4 protein-coding genes are annotated in these 2,603 nt (G+C 40.3%); all 4 read left to right on the plus strand.

The window, feature by feature from the left end; all coding sequences use genetic code 11:
• On the plus strand, positions 1 to 116 hold a 116-nt coding region (locus tag RHS_RS32315), incomplete at its 5' end, for an amino acid--tRNA ligase-related protein (protein ID WP_395023651.1).
• 11 nt (positions 117 to 127) lie between these two features.
• Positions 128 to 823 (plus strand): VanR-ABDEGLN family response regulator transcription factor, encoded by a 696-nt coding sequence (vanR, locus tag RHS_RS28950; RefSeq protein WP_027295283.1) that lies wholly within the window; start codon positions 128 to 130, stop codon positions 821 to 823.
• A complete protein-coding gene (locus RHS_RS28955; protein ID WP_044289560.1) occupies positions 813 to 1,991 on the plus strand; it encodes a cell wall metabolism sensor histidine kinase WalK in 1,179 nt (392 codons plus the stop codon). Before vanR ends, RHS_RS28955 begins: the two co-directional genes overlap by 11 nt.
• Positions 1,988 to 2,603 (plus strand): class B sortase (srtB, locus tag RHS_RS28960; protein ID WP_395023650.1); only part of this gene is annotated, 616 nt, incomplete at its 3' end. The genes RHS_RS28955 and srtB, both read left to right, overlap by 4 nt.

Here is a 2,603-nt window from a genome sequence, read left to right on the forward strand (position 1 = left end):
CAAGACATGCAGGATTCGGACTTGGATTTGAACGCTGCGTAATGTACCTGACTGGAATGTCAAATATCCGTGACGTAGTTCCGTTCCCAAGAACAGTAGGTAACTGCGACTTATAGGAGGAATATAGATGGGGAGTAAGATATTAATCGTCGATGACGAAAGGGAGATTGCAGATGTAGTGGAGCTATATCTGAAAAATGAAAATTATGATGTTGTAAAATGTTATAATGGGACTGATGCGCTGGAATGTATTAAAAATGAAAAGCTGGATATGGCACTTTTAGATGTCATGCTTCCGGATATAGATGGATTTACAATTTTGCAGAGAATAAGGGAAGAGCATACGTTTCCGGTTATCATGCTGACAGCCAAGACGGAATATATGGATAAAATCAACGGGCTTACGTTAGGTGCAGATGATTATATTGCAAAGCCGTTTAATCCGCTGGAGTTAATTGCAAGAGTAAAAGCGCAGCTTCGCCGGTTTACCAAGTATAATGAGGGAAGCAAGTCCCAGGAAGACATTATTGATTTTGCTGGATTAGTGCTTAACAGAAGCACCCATGAATGTACTTATAATGAACGGGAGCTGACACTCACGCCGATCGAATTTGATATTCTTTGGATTTTATGCGAAAACAGAGGACAGGTAATTAGTTCGGAACAGCTTTTTGAGCAGGTCTGGAAAGAAAAGTATTACAAGAACAGTAATAATACCGTAATGGTTCATATTCGTCATTTGCGTGAGAAAATGAGCGGACCTACCGGCAAGACGGAATTTATAAAAACCGTTTGGGGAGTTGGTTATAAAGTTGAAAAATAATTATGGCAAACTAAAGAGAACAATATTGCTGAGGGCAGTCCTGGTTGCTGCCCTGGCTTTAGTGGTTGGAATTGTGATTGTGAAATTCCTGATAGACGGGGTATTTCAAAGCAGCTTTGCCAGCCTGTTTATCAGCTTCATGATGAAATTCAATATGGATTATGATACAGCCAATGAAATGTATGGGAAAATCTTTATGGATAATAAAGAAATTTTTCTGACTACGGGCTTTATCATTTTATTTCTTGTGTTCTTCTATATGGCGGTTTCTAAACTTACCGGTTATATGGATGATATCGGCAGGGAAATCGATATGATTCTGACTGATGAAGATGCGCCGATTAATCTGGTTCCGGAACTGGGCCCGATCTCGGAGAAACTTAACACTTTGAAAATGACTTTGAAAAAAAGAGAGTATGCGGCAATTGAAAGTGAACAGCGTAAGAACGACCTTGTGGTATATCTTGCCCATGATCTGAAAACGCCGCTGACCTCCATTATTGCATATTTAACAATGCTGGATGAACAGCCGAACATGCCGGAAGAGGAGCGTTTAAAATATACGCATATCACACTTGAAAAGGCTACAAGGCTGGGTGAATTAATCAGCGAGTTTTTTGAAATTACACGCTTTAACCTGCAGGACATAGTCCTGGAGAAGGAAAAATTGAATTTGTCTATGATGTTAGAGCAGCTTGCAGATGAAAGTTATGGCGTATTAGCGGATAAGGATTTAACTTGTTCTATCAGGACGGATGAAGAGCTGGTAGTGGACGGGGATCCGGACAAACTGGCAAGAGTATTTGATAATCTTTTAAGAAATGCTATCGCATATAGTTATCCCCGTACGGATATTAATATAGAAGCATTTCTCCAGAATGAAAACATTATCATTAACTTTCGGAATCAGGGTCCCCAGATTCCGCCTCAGAAGTTAAAGTCCATCTTTGAAAAATTTTACCGGGTAGACAATGCACGTTCCAGCCAGACAGGCGGAGCGGGGCTTGGGCTGTCCATTGCAAAGGAAATTGTAGAATTGCATGGCGGCACCATAGAGGCATTCAGTGATGCGCATTATACAACGTTTATTGTGCATCTGCCGGTTTACCGTGATCGAATGGCAAAGAGACGCCGTGTGCGCGGGAAGGCAGGAACAAAAAATATATGACAGAAAACAGAGATAGAAGACCGAAAAAGAGAAAACGGACAGCGGGAGATGTGTTCCGGATTATTGCATTGCTGATCGCAATTGGAGTATTTGTATATTCCGGCTTTCGTCTTTTGACAATATATCTTGAGTATAAAGCAGGAACTGATGAGTATTCTTCCCTGGAAGGGTTTGCCAATATATCCGGTAGTACTGGCAGTGAGTCTGAAGGATCAGATGTCAGGGTTGAAACCAATGAGCAGGGTGAAACAGAACGTTATATGGAAAGTCCCGTTGATTTCGCCGGTCTAAAAGCGATTAATAAAGATGTAATCGGCTGGATAAATGTAGAAGCACTTGATATCAGCTATCCAATGGTACGTGGAACAGATAATGACTACTATCTGCACCGGACATTTAAGAAGGAAGATAATTTTGCTGGCTCTATTTTCATGGATTATCTGAATAATCCAAACCTTAAGGATCAAAATACGATTATCTATGGGCACAATATGAAAAATGGATCCATGTTTGGAACGCTGAAGCAGTTTCGTGAAGAAGAAGTGTTTGAAAAAAGCCATTATTTCTGGATTTATACGCCAAAGATGAATTATAAATATGAGATCTTTTCCT

Origin of the sequence: Robinsoniella sp. RHS, from assembly GCF_001029355.1 — a bacterium.
In the GTDB taxonomy this organism is placed as follows: Bacteria; Bacillota; Clostridia; order Lachnospirales; family Lachnospiraceae; genus Robinsoniella; species Robinsoniella peoriensis.